This is a genomic window from Candidatus Nanopusillus massiliensis (assembly GCF_920984865.1).
On record NZ_OV100765.1, the window covers coordinates 23,231 to 36,680 of the forward strand.

Annotated in this window: 25 protein-coding genes, 2 tRNA genes and 4 pseudogenes; 23 read left to right on the forward strand and 8 right to left on the reverse strand. The window is 26.6% G+C overall.

Annotation, left to right across the window (positions count from 1 at the left end; genetic code table 11):
• Positions 1-391 precede the first annotated feature (391 nt).
• Positions 392-889: an elongation factor 1-alpha C-terminal domain-related protein gene (locus LUA84_RS04940; RefSeq protein ID WP_231433879.1), complete on the forward strand. Its 498-nt coding sequence runs from the start codon at positions 392-394 to the stop codon at positions 887-889.
• 585 nt (positions 890-1,474) lie between these two features.
• Here LUA84_RS04940 and LUA84_RS04580 read toward each other — a convergent pair.
• Positions 1,475-2,915: pseudogene (locus LUA84_RS04580) on the reverse strand (MFS transporter).
• Between the two features lie 228 nt (positions 2,916-3,143).
• A tRNA-Ile gene (locus tag LUA84_RS00180) sits at positions 3,144-3,233 on the reverse strand.
• 70 nt (positions 3,234-3,303) lie between these two features.
• Here LUA84_RS00180 and LUA84_RS00185 point away from each other — a divergent pair.
• The 11 genes and pseudogenes from LUA84_RS00185 (at position 3,304) to LUA84_RS00230 (ending at position 7,732) form a co-directional block, all read left to right on the forward strand.
• On the forward strand, positions 3,304-3,447 hold the full coding sequence (locus tag LUA84_RS00185; protein WP_231433882.1) for a hypothetical protein: 144 nt from the start codon (positions 3,304-3,306) through the stop codon (positions 3,445-3,447).
• An 84-nt stretch (positions 3,448-3,531) separates the two neighbouring features.
• Positions 3,532-3,915: a hypothetical protein gene (locus LUA84_RS00190; RefSeq protein ID WP_231433883.1), complete on the forward strand. Its 384-nt coding sequence runs from the start codon at positions 3,532-3,534 to the stop codon at positions 3,913-3,915.
• A gap of 7 nt (positions 3,916-3,922) precedes the next feature.
• Positions 3,923-4,240, forward strand: a complete 318-nt coding sequence (locus LUA84_RS00195) for a hypothetical protein (RefSeq protein WP_231433884.1) — start codon at positions 3,923-3,925, stop codon at positions 4,238-4,240.
• Positions 4,206-4,619, forward strand: a pseudogene (locus LUA84_RS03925) (ATP-binding protein). Before LUA84_RS00195 ends, LUA84_RS03925 begins: the two are co-directional and overlap by 35 nt.
• Positions 4,620-4,641: 22 nt before the next feature.
• Entirely contained in the window at positions 4,642-4,881 is a 240-nt protein-coding gene (locus tag LUA84_RS03930; protein ID WP_256443567.1) for a hypothetical protein, read from the forward strand.
• A gap of 18 nt (positions 4,882-4,899) precedes the next feature.
• A pseudogene (locus LUA84_RS00205) lies at positions 4,900-5,271 on the forward strand (minichromosome maintenance protein MCM); the annotation flags it as partial.
• Positions 5,272-5,891: 620 nt separating this feature from the next.
• Positions 5,892-6,350 carry a eukaryotic translation initiation factor eIF-2-beta/eIF-5 family protein gene (locus LUA84_RS00210; RefSeq protein WP_231433886.1) on the forward strand — a complete coding sequence of 153 codons (459 nt, stop codon included), beginning with the start codon at positions 5,892-5,894 and terminating at the stop codon, positions 6,348-6,350.
• Complete coding sequence (locus LUA84_RS00215) at positions 6,347-6,634, forward strand: DUF424 family protein (RefSeq protein WP_231433887.1); 288 nt, start codon at positions 6,347-6,349, stop codon at positions 6,632-6,634. The genes LUA84_RS00210 and LUA84_RS00215 overlap by 4 nt, the downstream gene beginning before the upstream one ends.
• Positions 6,631-7,113, forward strand: coding sequence for an NMD3-related protein (locus tag LUA84_RS00220; RefSeq protein WP_231433888.1), 483 nt, complete (start codon positions 6,631-6,633; stop codon positions 7,111-7,113). The genes LUA84_RS00215 and LUA84_RS00220 overlap by 4 nt, the downstream gene beginning before the upstream one ends.
• Positions 7,114-7,356: 243 nt before the next feature.
• Positions 7,357-7,662 (forward strand): translation initiation factor eIF-1A, encoded by a 306-nt coding sequence (locus LUA84_RS00225; RefSeq protein ID WP_231433889.1) that lies wholly within the window; start codon positions 7,357-7,359, stop codon positions 7,660-7,662.
• Positions 7,662-7,732 (forward strand) — tRNA-Trp (locus tag LUA84_RS00230). Before LUA84_RS00225 ends, LUA84_RS00230 begins: the two co-directional genes overlap by 1 nt.
• A 39-nt stretch (positions 7,733-7,771) precedes the next feature.
• On the opposite strand, the gene LUA84_RS00235 is transcribed toward LUA84_RS00230, so the two are convergent.
• Positions 7,772-7,960, reverse strand: coding sequence for a hypothetical protein (locus LUA84_RS00235; RefSeq protein ID WP_231433890.1), 189 nt, complete (start codon positions 7,958-7,960; stop codon positions 7,772-7,774).
• Between the two features lie 11 nt (positions 7,961-7,971).
• The gene (locus LUA84_RS00240) at positions 7,972-8,319 is read right to left on the reverse strand and encodes a hypothetical protein (protein WP_231433891.1); all 348 of its coding nucleotides are present in this window, start codon (positions 8,317-8,319) and stop codon (positions 7,972-7,974) included.
• A 96-nt stretch (positions 8,320-8,415) separates the two neighbouring features.
• Between LUA84_RS00240 and LUA84_RS00245 the strand changes: the two genes are divergently transcribed.
• From LUA84_RS00245 to LUA84_RS00290, 11 genes and pseudogenes are all read left to right on the forward strand, one after another.
• Complete coding sequence (locus tag LUA84_RS00245; RefSeq protein ID WP_231433892.1) at positions 8,416-8,589, forward strand: hypothetical protein; 174 nt, start codon at positions 8,416-8,418, stop codon at positions 8,587-8,589.
• A 28-nt stretch (positions 8,590-8,617) separates the two neighbouring features.
• Positions 8,618-8,905 (forward strand): arginine--tRNA ligase domain-containing protein, encoded by a 288-nt coding sequence (gene argS / locus LUA84_RS00250; RefSeq protein WP_231433893.1) that lies wholly within the window; start codon positions 8,618-8,620, stop codon positions 8,903-8,905.
• A gap of 315 nt (positions 8,906-9,220) precedes the next feature.
• The gene (locus tag LUA84_RS00255) at positions 9,221-9,778 is read left to right on the forward strand and encodes a DALR anticodon-binding domain-containing protein (protein ID WP_231433894.1); all 558 of its coding nucleotides are present in this window, start codon (positions 9,221-9,223) and stop codon (positions 9,776-9,778) included.
• 94 nt (positions 9,779-9,872) lie between these two features.
• The gene (locus LUA84_RS00260) at positions 9,873-10,340 is read left to right on the forward strand and encodes a DALR anticodon-binding domain-containing protein (protein WP_231433895.1); all 468 of its coding nucleotides are present in this window, start codon (positions 9,873-9,875) and stop codon (positions 10,338-10,340) included.
• Between the two features lie 59 nt (positions 10,341-10,399).
• Positions 10,400-10,636 (forward strand): uS10/mL48 family ribosomal protein, encoded by a 237-nt coding sequence (locus LUA84_RS00265; protein WP_256443568.1) that lies wholly within the window; start codon positions 10,400-10,402, stop codon positions 10,634-10,636.
• Positions 10,633-10,815: a hypothetical protein gene (locus LUA84_RS00270; RefSeq protein WP_231433897.1), complete on the forward strand. Its 183-nt coding sequence runs from the start codon at positions 10,633-10,635 to the stop codon at positions 10,813-10,815. The genes LUA84_RS00265 and LUA84_RS00270 overlap by 4 nt, the downstream gene beginning before the upstream one ends.
• Positions 10,787-10,948 (forward strand): hypothetical protein, encoded by a 162-nt coding sequence (locus LUA84_RS00275; RefSeq protein ID WP_231433898.1) that lies wholly within the window; start codon positions 10,787-10,789, stop codon positions 10,946-10,948. Before LUA84_RS00270 ends, LUA84_RS00275 begins: the two co-directional genes overlap by 29 nt.
• 58 nt (positions 10,949-11,006) lie before the next feature.
• Positions 11,007-11,342, forward strand: a complete 336-nt coding sequence (locus LUA84_RS00280) for a hypothetical protein (RefSeq protein WP_457913312.1) — start codon at positions 11,007-11,009, stop codon at positions 11,340-11,342.
• Positions 11,343-11,454: 112 nt separating this feature from the next.
• A complete protein-coding gene (locus tag LUA84_RS03935; protein ID WP_342765385.1) occupies positions 11,455-11,619 on the forward strand; it encodes a hypothetical protein in 165 nt (54 codons plus the stop codon).
• Positions 11,616-12,255: pseudogene (locus LUA84_RS00285) on the forward strand (fibrillarin-like rRNA/tRNA 2'-O-methyltransferase). Before LUA84_RS03935 ends, LUA84_RS00285 begins: the two are co-directional and overlap by 4 nt.
• A gap of 61 nt (positions 12,256-12,316) precedes the next feature.
• Positions 12,317-12,457 (forward strand): hypothetical protein, encoded by a 141-nt coding sequence (locus LUA84_RS00290; RefSeq protein WP_231433901.1) that lies wholly within the window; start codon positions 12,317-12,319, stop codon positions 12,455-12,457.
• 76 nt (positions 12,458-12,533) lie between these two features.
• On the opposite strand, the gene LUA84_RS04945 is transcribed toward LUA84_RS00290, so the two are convergent.
• From LUA84_RS04945 to LUA84_RS04950, 4 genes are read right to left on the reverse strand one after another with little or no spacing between them, the layout of a single operon-like run.
• Positions 12,534-12,728: a DUF655 domain-containing protein gene (locus LUA84_RS04945; RefSeq protein WP_457913313.1), complete on the reverse strand. Its 195-nt coding sequence runs from the start codon at positions 12,726-12,728 to the stop codon at positions 12,534-12,536.
• A complete protein-coding gene (locus LUA84_RS03940; RefSeq protein ID WP_256443457.1) occupies positions 12,721-12,849 on the reverse strand; it encodes a DUF655 domain-containing protein in 129 nt (42 codons plus the stop codon). Before LUA84_RS03940 ends, LUA84_RS04945 begins: the two co-directional genes overlap by 8 nt.
• Positions 12,830-13,081: a DUF655 domain-containing protein gene (locus tag LUA84_RS03945; RefSeq protein WP_256443458.1), complete on the reverse strand. Its 252-nt coding sequence runs from the start codon at positions 13,079-13,081 to the stop codon at positions 12,830-12,832. The genes LUA84_RS03940 and LUA84_RS03945 overlap by 20 nt, the downstream gene beginning before the upstream one ends.
• Before the next feature lie 30 nt (positions 13,082-13,111).
• Positions 13,112-13,432 (reverse strand): hypothetical protein, encoded by a 321-nt coding sequence (locus LUA84_RS04950; protein WP_457913314.1) that lies wholly within the window; start codon positions 13,430-13,432, stop codon positions 13,112-13,114.
• Positions 13,433-13,450: the final 18 nt, after the last annotated feature.

Sequence of the window (13,450 nt, forward strand, 5' to 3'; positions counted from 1 at the left end):
TTATTTGCGGTATCAAAGATGGATGCTGTAAATTATGNNNAAAAAAGATATGAACAAGTAAAGAATATGGTATTAACATTGGCAAAACAAATTGGTTATACTAAAAAACAAATAAAAGCAATTGTTCCAATTGCTGCATTCTTATCAGATGAAAATGTAACACAAAAATCACAAAAAATGCCATGGTATAATGGTCCAACGATATATGAAGCATTTGATATGTTGGATGATCCTCCAAGATTGGTAGATAAACCATTAAGGATCCCAATTGGTGATGTATATAATATTAAAGGTGTAGGACTTGTACCAACTGGAAAGGTAGAATCTGGAAGATTAAAACCTGGTGATAGAGTAATATTCTTACCATCAAAGAAACCAAATGGTGTTGTAGGTGAAAGTAAAATCAATAGAAATGCATCATGAAAGATTAGATGAAGCATTACCAGGAGATAATATTGGATTTAACGTTAAAGGACCTGAAAGCGGTGATATATTAAGGGGAGATGTATGTGGAAAATTGGGAGAAGCATTACCAAAATTAGCAGAAGAATTTACTGCAAGAATTTATGTATTATATCATCCATCTGCAATTGCTGTAGGATATACACCAGTAGTACATATACATACTGCAGCAGTAGCATGTAAAATTGTAGAAATACAATCAAAAATAGATCCAAGAACTCGACAGGAAGTTGAAAAGAATCCACAATTCTTAAAGACAGGAGATGCAGCAATGGTAAAGTTTGTACCAACAAAACCAATAATAGTAGATAGATTTGAAGATTTCCCAAACACATCTTTGGGAAGATTTGCAATTAGAGAGATGAATAAAACAATTGGAATTGGACAGGTATTAAGTGTAAAAGAAAAGCAGGTACAATTAAAGTAAATTTTTTAATTTTATTTTAAATAATTATAAAAATTTTATTGGCCTGAGGGATTCGAATCCCGAACTACTGAGTCTCAGAGAAGTTAAATAAACGATGTATTGTTAAATGTCAAATGTTCAAGATAAAATGAAACAATAGAGAAAGGATTAGTAAAATGAAATAAAGTGAAAAACTGCTGCGCATAAGATGTTAAAGCATTAAAGTCCCAAGTTTAATTATGCATGAGGTATTCTATGTACTTTCAAATGACTTAGAGATCTAACTTTTCGGATGAATTGTTTTAATTTATATTTTCTCTCAATTGGTCTTATTTCTATGATATAACTATTTCTCATGAGATTTTTATATTTCTCTTTTTATTAAAAAGGGAGTGTAATCATGTAGTCATCCTATTCGATATTGAATAATAAAATTATTTTATACTCTTTGCTAACAATTCAGCAGCAATTGTAAAGCCTATAAATATCCCTACAAATCAAGCCAGAAAAGAATTATTAGTGTATGTTCTCAGATAATAACCTATAAGCTTAAACTTAGCTATTAACAATTAATTAAAGTATAGCGAGAGGAAAGTTGATAAAAGTTTATTGACTATGACTTTGATCTACCTGTACCAACTGAGCTCTAGCCTCCTTACCTCTTAATGCAGATAAAACTAGTGCAACAGCTAATGTTCCTAACGATACGTAAAAAGCTGACTTTAAACCTGTTAAGAAAGAACTGGCCACACCACCTATTATAATTTGTAGTTCCCAGGAACACTTCAAATGAAACATATCTAGGAACAGTAGCAGAGGATACACTTATTGCTATAACGTAACTTAAAAGAGTCCCTATATTTGATAAAGTTCTGGCTAAGCCAGAAGCACCGCCATAAAATCCTCTGGGTGCATTAGCCATTATAGGCGCTATTATTAGCTGGGAAGAATAGAGAAGAACCTAAACCGCCAATAGTTGAAGCGATTTTAATAATGTATAAAGGAGTACTGATTAAAAGGTGTAAATATATGAAAATAGCTAGCATCATGAAAGTTAACCCAATTGTAGCAGGTATTCTAGCACCTATCTTATCTGATAATCTTCCGGTAAATGGTGAAACTAAACCTGCTAAAACATAACCTGGAACTAATAGTAAGGATGCGTTGAAAGGCGATAAACCTCTAATCCCTTGAAGATACATTATTATAATGAATGCCGTGGCTAAATAACCCGTTGTTTGAAGAAATGACGCGAATAGAGAATAAGTAAATACCCTGCTTGCTTTAAAAGCTTTCAGATCTTTAGAGGAAACTGCTGTCTCATTTCAACCAATAAAAATCCTAATAATATAATTAAACCGGCAGAGATTAAGTAAATGTTTAATAACCTCACCCCTTCCCCTGCAATATCAGCAGCTCCATAGGATATTAAGGATAGTGAAGCCAATAAACTTAGCATACCTATAATATCCGGCTTAGTATTTCTTCTTTCCAGTATCTTTTTATATTCTTCAATCCCAATATTATAGCAACGATTCCTATTGGAACGTTAATATAAAATATATATCTCCAGCCTACGAAAGTTGTTATCAAACCTCCTAAAACTATCCCTAAAGTAGCTCCAGCGTTCCAAGCTAATGAAGTATATCCATAAGCTTTACCCCTTTGATTTGGAGGAAATATATCAGCAATTATAGCCCCAGAATTAGATTGCATCATTGCAGCCCCCAACCCTTGAACTCCCCTAAATGCTACTAGGGAAATTGCATTAGGAGAGGCTCCACAGAGAATTGAACCTAATGTAAATATTGCAAATCCTAAATATATAAAAGCGAGACCTACCGTAAATATCACCTAATCTACCTAACTGAGTTGTAAAGACCGCTATAACTAGAAGGTAAAGTATGATAACCCAAATAATTACGTAAAGGTTAGTATGCAATTCTTGAGCGATAGATGGAATCGCTAAGATTACAATGGTTGTATCCACAGCCGACATTAACGTTCCTAAAACGATGACCAGCAACGCTAAGTTATTTGAATTCATAATTAATTGTTAGACAATTAACTATTTATTTTTTCTGAGTGCTCTCATGTAGTCAGATCTCTCAAGTAAGCCATCATTCAAATGTGTCTTCTCCCCTCGAATAAATTACTGGATGCATGACATTAAGTAGGGCCTGTTAATAATAATAGGGTGTTAAATAAAAATTTGTCGTGCGTTAAATTTATGTCTTTATATAGATAAGGAAAATCCCTTCAATTAAACTATTAATCGGCCCGAGGGGACTCGAACCCCTGACCTCCGGCTTTCTTAGGAGCGTAGCCTTATAAGGCCGGCGCTCCACCTCTGAGCTACGGGCCCTTTTAGCATAATTTCACTTATTAATTTTTTTATGTCTTTTCTTATATGCGTTTTTTCTAATATAATATATATGGATGATACAAAGGAAGTTGAAATTTTGGATGCTGGATTTTTAGGACAAATTTTTGATGCTTCAAAAGAAGAAATTGAAAAATTTATTAAGGAAGAAGAAAAATCTATTGTATTAGATTATGAGAAAATAAAATCATATTAAAACTAATGAAAAAATTAGATCTCCTATTAAATAAAACAGAAAGTTTTCTAGAACAACTTAATATGTATTTTTCTGAAAGATTAGATGAGAAAGGTAAAGATAAGAATAAAAAACCTTCCTGAAAGTTTGAGATATTTAAGGATAAGGGATATTACATCTGAACATAAGGATAAATTAATACAGGTTGAGGGAAAAATAAAAATATCTTCAGAAGTAAGGCCTTTTATTATAAAAACAAAATATTTACATGAAGATTGTGGTGGAGAATTTTGGGTTGAAAATAAGATTATTGTAATAGAAAAACCAAAGAAATGTCCTGTATGTGGTGATACAAAGGGAAAATTTATTGAAACAGATCATGAAACAATAGATGGTCAAAGATTATTAATTGAAGAACCTGCAGATCAAATTGAAAAAGGAGAACAACCTGACTCAAATTACTGTAATATTAAAGGAAGACTTATGTGAACCTAGGATGGAAAGGAAAACATTACCTGGAATAAGGGTTAAAATATATGGAATTGTAAAAGAATTAAAAAATTCAAATTTTAAAGCGATATTGGATTTATATATAGATGCAATTTATATTGAACCTGTAGATAAAGATGTTGAAGATATATCAATATCTCCAGAAGATGAAAGAAAAATAAAAGAATTGGCAAAATCTGCAGATGTATTAAGATTGATTGCAAGTTCTATTGCTCCAGGTTTATATGGAAAGCATTATGAAATAATTGAAAAAAGCAATTGCATTACAATTGGTATCTGGTGGAAAAAGAAAAAGAAGTGTTGATGAAAGAAAAAATATACACATATTAATTTTAGGAGATCCTGGTGTAGGAAAATCAAAATTAATTAAGATATGTATCAGAAATTGCTCCAAAATCAAAATATGTATTTTGGAATAACATCATCTTCTGTAGGTTTAACTGCATCTGTCAAAAAGATGAAATATTTAAAGGTGGATGGGTATTGGAAGCTGGAGCTCGGTATTAACTTCTGGAGGACTTGTATGTATTGATGAACTTGATAAATTATCTACAGAGGAATTGCAATCTTTACATGAAGCAATGGAACAACAAACAATAACAATTGATAAAGCAAATATTCATGCAACATTGAGAACGGAAACATCAATTTTGGCAGCTGCGAATCCAAAATTTGGAAGATGAGATAAGATGAAAAGTATAGTTGATGCAAATAGATTTACCACCAACAATAATTAATAGATTGGATTTAATATTTGTTCTTATAGATGAACCAAATCCTCAACAGGATGAGGCAATTGTTGATGAACTATTGAAAGGTTTGAAAGAAGAAAAGAAAGCACCATTGGATAAAGATATATTAAGAAAATATATAATATATGCAAAGAAAATTGAACCTCAATGGACAACTGCAGCTTTAGATATTGTAAAGGATTTCTATATATAGTTAAGATCTAGTTCTGGGGAAGATACAATACCAATAACTACAAGACAATTAATGTCAATAATAACAATAGCTGAAGCTTCTGCAAAAATAAGATCATCTCCAGTACTTAATGAAGCTGCTTTAAATCTTGCAAAAGAATTATTATTATATAGTTTGAAAGAAGTTGGAATAAATCCAGAAACTAATAGATTAGATATAGATATAATAATGTCTGGAATTTCTTCTACACAAAGACAAAAACTATCAAAGGTATTGGATATAATAAAAGATTTACAAAAAGATTTTCCTGATGGCGTTCCATTAAATGAAATATTAAATGAATCTAAGAAATATGATTTGGAAGAAGAAAAAGTAAAAGAAACAATTGAGAAATTATTAAAGGAAGGATAGATATATGAATCTGGAGAAAGAAATATAAAGATGTATAAATATGTATTTGCCAATATTTTCAAAAGATTTAAAGAATTATAAAGATAAAAAAGTAAGTTTAATTGGAAAAGTAATAGATATACAAGAAGAAAAGAAATTAATTAGACTAAAATTATTAGATACATTCGGATTTTTTGATGTTGTTTTATTTGATATATATAATATTAAATTATTTGATACTTTACTAATTTTAGGAAATGTTTCAGAAGATAATAATAATTTTTCTGTAATTGCAAGATATGTAAGTATATTAAATGAAGATGATGAAATTATATGGAGAAAATTTTTCATTAAAAAAATGAAAAGAAATATAAAGAAAAATAATAAAGAAAATAAAATGGAAGAAAAAGATAGTGATGAGGATAATGTGAAAGAAAAAGAAGTAAAAAAAGAAATAGATAAGGAAGAATATGAAGAAGAATTNCCTGAGGAAGTAAAATTAAGAAAACAAATTTTAGAATATATAAGAAATAATGATAAAGGTGATGGAGTATCTTTAAAAGAATAGAAGATTTCTTTGATATAAGCGAAGAAAAGTTATCAAATACGATAATGGATTTATTATCTGCAGGAGAGATTTAGTGAATCTTCTTCAGAAAAATATAAAGTTATATGACAGTAACATACGAAGAAATGTTAGAGAAGCATATAAGAAATTGGGTAGTATAAAAGTTTTACATGGATCTATGTTGGGATCGATAAATATACCATTACCAAAAATAAATTATGTTGGAAAATGGACATCTATAGAAAATGCTGGAACAATTTGTGATATAGTAAATAGAGACATAAATTTATTGGCAGAATTTTTACAAAAGGAATTTAATGTTGCATCAAAAATTGAAGATAAGAAAATAATATTACAGAAAAGGATAGAATTTGATAAAATAAAGGCAAAGATAGATAACTGTATAGATATATTTGTTAGATGTCCAATATGTAAAAAGTTAGATACAAGATTGGAAAAGAGGGAAAGGGTATATATTATTAAATGCCTGGCCTGTGGTGCAGAAAGTCCTGTAATATATAAGTTAAAATGATATTGGTAAAAAAATATAGGAATAGTTATGGATATGCTCTAGTTTTATGTGATAAAAATTTATATGGAAAAAGATTTGAGGAAGGGGAATTTGTATTAGAATTAAATGAATTTTTTAAGGGAGAAGAAAAGGAAAAAATTGATGAAAAAGATTTTGAAGATATATATTTTATATATGCTGTTGGAGAAGAATCTGTAAATATATTAAAAGAGAAAAAAATAATTGAAGAAAAAGATATTAAAAGAATTGCAGGAATACCATATACTTTTGTTATATATTTATGAAGAGGATATGTCCATCCTGTGGAAGAGGAATTGAAAAATTATATGATGGTTTATGTTATGAATGTTATTTAAAAATAAATAAAAAAGAAGAGAAAAAAGAGAAAGTATATATATGTAGCTATTGTGGAAGAATAAAATATCATAATAAATGGTATAATAATCTTGATATGAAAAATTTTGAATATGAAGATACTGTTTGTCCAAGATGTAAAGGTTTAATTAAAAAAGCAAATCTAATTTTACAAATAAGAGGATATAATAAAAATATTGAAGATGAAATATTAAAAATAGCAAAGAAAAATAGAGATATAATAAAAAAGGTAAATGAAATAAATGAAAATGAACTTGAAATATATTTATATGTAGGAAAAAATAGGATAAAGAGCTATTATAATATATTAAAAAAATATGGAGAAGTAAAATTAAGTAAAAAATTGTTTAGCTTCAAAATAAAGCAGGAAATAAAAAATATATTGTAACAATATTACTAAGGGGTGAAGAAGATACATGAAAAACCTTATAAAAGTTTACATAATAATAAAGGGTATGGACTGGGAAGACCCAAAAAGGAGGATAAAGGAAATGAAGAATGAAAGAAGAGGATGAAGGAGAAGGTTGGGAAGAAGATGAAGAAGAGTATTGGGATTTGGAAGAAGATTGGGACGAGGAAGGGGAAGATGAATGGTAATTTATATGAATGTTTAATTTATAATATTTTTTAAATGTCTCTTTTCGAAGAAGAAGGAGTTCCTGTTCCTAAGGATAGGCAAGTTATAGGAATAATTGAGGAGGTTGTTGGTTGGGCACATGCAAGNGTAAGATTTTTTGATGGAAAAACAAGAATATGTAGAGTTCCACAAAATAATAAAATGCTTAAGAATATATGGTTAAAAAAGGGTACATATGTATTAGTAGAACCATGGGAGTTACAACCTGATAAAAAAGGAGAGATATTATATTCATATACAGATTCAGAAGTTGAATGGCTAAAAAAGAAAGGATATCTAAAGATTGAGGAAGAGTTTTAGGGCCCGTAGTCTAGTGGCAGGACGGTGGTCTCCAAAACCATTGACGGGGGTTCGAATCCCCCCGGGCCCAAGACCGACTACTAAAAGATAATATAAAAAGGGTTTTAAATTAAATATTGTAATTGTTTGATATATTGCCAAATGTTTGATTTAAAGCATTATTTGATGTATTTGATAAATTTTGTTGAGATGATGAGATTTTCAAAGTTTGAGGGACTACAAAAATTTTAACTACTACTAAAACAATGATTCCAATTATTAAAAAAAATACAAAATCTATAGCATCAGATATTTCCATATTTTAATTTATTATATAAAAGATGAACTTATAAAAGAGTAGGATGGGCACACCAACTCATCACCCATGGTTGTGCAAGTTATAATTGTAGTCGTAGTTATAATCGTAGACGTAAATTCTCCATTCTCCCCCACTCCATAAGACGTAGTTGTTGTCGTAGTTGGAATTATAGTTGTAGAATATTGGGATGAGCTAGATCCGCCGTTTACTTGATTTGATATATTATTTATTGCTTGACCTGTTTGATTTGTTTGATTCAATGTTGGATTTAATACATTTTGTGTTCCAGTTATTCCCTTAGAAAATGTACCTGTAAAGAATAATACTACAACTATTAAGGCAACAAGTGCTATTATCAATATAATAAGTGTATTAATTGCTATGGATTGGCCTTTCTTTACCATAAATTTTTATACAATTTCTAATTTTTAAATTTTTTATAAAAGATTAATTTTATGTGGATATTAAGAGAAAAATTAAAAGATTATGATATAGAATTTTCTGAACCTCCAAAAAATTTAGATTATGATATATCTATTAAATTAGTCAAAGAAATAAAAAAAGGAAAAGATCCAAATATATTAGTAAATGAAATAATAAGAAATAAAAGAATTTGTTTCGGATTATAAGTTTTTAAATGGATATTTAAATATTAAATTGAATAAAGAAAAATTATTAGAAAACTATAGAAAATTATTTAATGTTGAAAAAAAGAATATTAGAGTATTTTTAGAGCATACATCTGCAAATCCAAATAAAGCATTACATATATGTCATTTAAGAAATTCAATGATTGGAGATTCTTTATATAGATTGTTTAAAACATTAAACTATGATGTAAATGTAATAAATTATATAGATGATACTGGTGTTCAAGTTAGTGATAACATTTTAGGAATATATTATTTAAAAATACCTGAAGAACCAAAAGATTTCAATTTATAGAATGTAATAAAGAATATTAAAGAATTTTTAATAAGAGAAAATTTATATAAGGAAGAATATGAAGAAAAAATTAGGAAAATATTTTTGGAGAGAATGAATATATTGAAAAATATATATGCGATTATAAGTTCCTGAAAAATTTGATCATTATTATGGAGATTTTATATATGTAATAGTTAATAAATTATATGAAATAATTCCTGAATTGGAAAAATATAAATATAATATTATAAAGATGATTGAAGAGGGAAATAATGAAGTATATTATTTATCTAAAAGAATATCTGATAGAATTTTATATGACAATTAAATACATTGTGGAGATTTAATATATATTTTAATTTAATCATTAGAGAATCTGATATATTAAAGTATAAATTATTTGATAATGCATTAAAAGTATTGGAAGAAAATAAAATGATAAAAAAGAATGGTACAATTTCTTTAGATTTAACAAGATGGGAGGATATATATAAAGCATATTCAAATAAAGAAAAGGTTCTTGAAAGATCAAATGGAACTACTACATATCATGCAAAGGATATTGCATATGCAATGTGGAATCATGGTATAATTAGATCAGATATTAAATTTAAAGAATATATAAAACAACGAAATGGAGAATATATATATGAAATAAACAATGAAGGAAAAGAAATTGAACCATATAAAATTTCAGTAAATGTAATTGGAATGGAACAAATGCATAAGCGATTAATGGTAAAAAGAGTAATTGAAGAAATTGATAAAGATTCAAAATATATATATTATGGATATGGATTAGTTAGATTGCATAGAAATACTGCAAAAATATTTGGAATAAATGAGGATATAAAAATGTCTGGAAGAAACGGGATTATATATAAATGTTGATGATTTATATGAGAAATTATATAATATTGCATATGATAAATTTAAGGATAAAGAAAAAGCTGAAAAAGTAGTAAAAAGTTTTATATCATTAGAAATGTTGAAATATGATAGAAATACTGCAATATTGTTTGATATTGATAAAATGTTAAGTTTGGAAGAAGGGAATGCAATATACTTTTTATATACATATGCAAGAATAAAATCATTATTAAATAAAGTTGATAAAATACCTGAAGAGTATGAAATAAAAGAATTAAATAAATATGAAGAAAAATTAATTATTAATATATTTAAATTTAAGGATGTAATCTATGATATTGAAAAATCATTAGAATTAATTCATTTGTATAAATATTTAATAGATCTGGTTAGATCATTTAATGAATTTTATCAAAATGTTCCAATATTAAATTATAAAGATAAATATCCACATAGATTATTCCTAGTATATTTAACGAAAGAAATGCTGGATAAAATATTCTATATATTGAAAATTGAACCTGTAGAAAAGTATTTAAAAATAAAATATATATTATCAATGTATGTCAATGATAAGGATTAAAATGTGGGGAACTGATTTAAAAACAATGAATCAATTTACTAATCAATTGTGTAAAAATAATTGAACAATTGGGTATTGAAAAGAGAGGTCCTGTTAATTTACCAACAAAAATAATTAGAATACCTGCTATGAGAACATTGGGAAAGAGAGATACAAAAATATATGAAACATATCAAATAAGAATGCATAGAAGATTTTTAGATGTTGCAAATGATGAAAGATTTTTCAAAAATTACTTTATAAATATGCAAATTCCATCAAAAGGATTTAGAATATCATTAAAGATAATACAATGAGCTATATTTTATTGAGATATAATGGATTAGATATATTTGATGATAATTTAGAAAATTTTAAGAAAATTGATGTTGAATTAAATTTAGAAGATTTAGAAGAAATATATAAAAACAAGTTACCTGAAAAGATAAAAAATTATATAAAGGAAAATGACTATTTTCATTGGAAAAAGATTTGAAGGATATAAATATACAGAAGATACAAGTATAATAAGAAAAACATTGGAAAAAATTGGAGAAGAAAAGATTGATAATAAATTATTTATTGATTTATTAAAGGAACAAATATCAGATTCAATAAGTAGGGATTGAAATGATAATTCAAGCAATAAGTTTTCTTGATGATTTAAATAAATCATTGAAATTATTTATGGAAAGATTTAGGGAATGGTATGGATTATATTTTCCAGAAATTTCACAGGAAATTGAGGATCATGAGAAATTTATAAGAACAATTGTAAATTCAAATAGGGAAGAATTAATGAAAAAATATAATATTAATAAAACAATGGGTGGAAAAATATTTGAAAAAGAAGATTTGGAAATAATGAATGAAATATCATTAAAAATAAAGGAAATTTATGATTTAAGAAAAAATTTGGAAGAATATACACAAAAATTAATGAAAGAAATTGCTNNAAATTTATCAGAAATTGCTACTCCAAAAATTGGTGCAAGATTAATATTAATAGCTCGCGGATTATAGGAATTATCATTATTACCTTCTTCAACAATACAAGGTCTAGATGCAGAAAAAGCATTGTTTTTGCATTTATCTTAAATTATAAAACCTCCAAAACATGGTGTAATATTTAATCATAACTTATTTACAAAAATTAACTCCAAAAAGAAGAGGAGCAATGGCTAGAACATTAGCATCAAAAATATCTATAGCAGTAAAAGCAGATTTGAATGGAAAGATAATATATCAAAAATTGAAGGAAGAATTGGATAAAAGATTTAAAGAATTATCTGAAAAATGAAATTAAAGGCATTAAAAGAGAATAAGAAGATATTTATTGATGAAAAAGGTAGATTATATACAAAGAATTTGCTACCTGGAAAAGTTGTATATGGTGAAAGATTGGTAAAGTATAATAATGAGGAATATAGAGAATGGATTAAAATGACAGAATTAGCAGCAGCAATTAAGAAAAATATTGGAGAAGTACCAAACAATAAAGGTGATAAAATATTGTATTTAGGAATTGCATCAGGTACAACTGCATCACATATTTCTGATATAATTGATAAAAATGGATTAATATTAGGTGTAGATATTTCTGCAAGAATATTAAGGGATCTTGTCCCAATAATAACGATAGAAAAAATATTATTGGAATATTGGCGGACGCGGAACAACCATGGGAATATTTACATATTGTTACAAAGGTTGATTTAATATATCAAGATGTTGCACCACCACATCAGGTAAAAATATTTATTAAAAATATTGAATATTATTTAAAAAATAAGGGATATGGATTTTTAGCAGTAAAAGCAAATCAATTGATGTATCTAGAGATCCAAAAGAAATATTTAAGGAAGTAAGAAAGGAATTGGAAGATAATGGATTAAGAATAATAAAAGAAGTAAGATTGGAACTCATATCATATTGATCATTCAATGTTTTTAATTCAAAATAAATAATTTTTAAAGGTTATAATAAATATATAAAAAATGCTGCATGCTATAAGAGAAATTGATAGAAATGGAAGGGAAATATATAAATGTCCATTATGTGGTCATGTATTTGTAAATAGCAAGCAATATAGTCAGACATTTAATGAAATCCCATTTAAGAAATGTTACAATGAATAAAAGAAAATGGAAGAAATTTATGAAACAATTATTATTAATTGATATTAAAGGAAAAAAGTAATATTGAATTAACAAATTATGAAAGATACTTAAAGATAAAATCAAAGTTAAATAATATAAAGCTAAAAGTGAATAATTTTGTCTTTTCTTTTCCAGATAGTTCTCTAATTATTCTTTCATAAATTATATTTTGTATATTTTTAATTCCCTTTACTCTTTCTTCAATATCTTTAAATGATTCAAATGGTTTCTTCTGTCTTTCTTCAATAATTTTTTGAACAGTTACTTATTCCAATATCTGGAAATAATTCCAATGTATGTATTCTAATATTTAATGGACCAGCTTTATTAAAAAATTCTACAAATTTTTTCTCATTTTTTGCTATTAGCATCTCTTATTGCTTTTTCTAAATTTGCTTTTGCAATTTCAGGTAATTCATCAAAGGATAATCTTTTTAATATAGATCTTACCTTATCCCTTTGTTTATTTCCAATATATAATTCTTCAAATAAATTTACTGTAACACCAGGTTTTAATGTTAATAATAATAATGTAAAATAATCCCTTCCAACAGTATATACTACTGGCTCCTTTATATTTTTTGTTGGATCTCCGCCTGGCAAATAATAATTTCAATTTCATACTCTTCTCTTTTATCCATATTTCTTTATTACATTTAATATTTTTTCAATATCTTGTTTGCTTAAAGTATGCGTATATAATACTGCCCTTAATTCTTCTTCATTTTTTGGTAAAAATTCTAATATTTGTATTTTTACTTCATCTGGTAAATTTATAGCTTTTAATTCTTCTAATATTTCTTTTTCTTCATTTTCATCTAATTTATATGTATCATTAAGGAATTTTAATGTTCTTTCTTCTACATATAATAAATTTCTCTTTTCTTTATTTTTTTGTAATATATTTTTAACATTTGCAGGTGTTATAAGCTTTTTATTCAGTATTCCATTTATATATCTTTTTAAATATTA